This window comes from Pseudomonas sp. GM49 (assembly GCF_000282355.1).
In the GTDB taxonomy this organism is placed as follows: Bacteria; Pseudomonadota; Gammaproteobacteria; order Pseudomonadales; family Pseudomonadaceae; genus Aquipseudomonas.
In genome coordinates, this window is record NZ_AKJL01000320.1 from 1 (window position 1) to 730 (window position 730).

Sequence of the window (730 nt, forward strand, 5' to 3'; positions counted from 1 at the left end):
GCCGACGCCCTTGGGTAGCAGCCGCTGATAGGTCAAGCGATAACACCCGGGTGGAATGCTCAAGCGCACCGGGTCCTGCTGGCCGTTGCCGGCGTAATGCGCTGCGAGCTTGCGCCGCAAGCGCCCCACCTGCACTCGCACCACAGGGTCGTCGCCCGTGCAATACACCGCCGGGTCACGACGAAACACCGCGATGCCGATGGCGTGTTCGGTCAGCGGCGTATTACAGGCCTGAAGGTCGTGCTCGACCAGAAAGCGCAACAGGCTGCCCATGCGCCTGGATTTGGCAAACAACGGGCTGGCCAGCAACAGCGCCAGCACCCGCTCGATTTCTTCCCGATCGAGCGGCACGGGAACCCCCGCCGCAGTCGAATCGGCCATGCTTTTGATCACCATCGCCTGCCTCCGTGCAGGTTGCCGACAGGAATGGATGTCGCAATCCGTGATTACCCTTGCAGTGTGAGCAGGAACGGGGCTCGGGCACTGCAACGACCAAGCGTAGCAGCCGTGTTGATATCGGCAGGCAATTGCGATGGTAGCAACCCGCCATCCGACGAACGTTCAATCTTGACGTCTGAACAATTTGTAGGACTGGTCCCTTTGTGGCGAGGGAGCTTGCTCCCGCCGGGCTGCGAAGCGGCACTAGTCCTTTGCACCCCATTTCCAAAGACTCACCGCAGTGCCCGGTTTTACGGCGGCAGAGCCGCCGAACGGGAGCAAGCTCCCTCGC

1 pseudogene is annotated in these 730 nt (G+C 62.5%); it reads right to left on the reverse strand.

The features are described 5' to 3' along the window. Positions 1-396 (reverse strand): annotated as a pseudogene (locus PMI29_RS01775) (hypothetical protein); the annotation flags it as partial. Positions 397-730 lie beyond the last annotated feature (334 nt).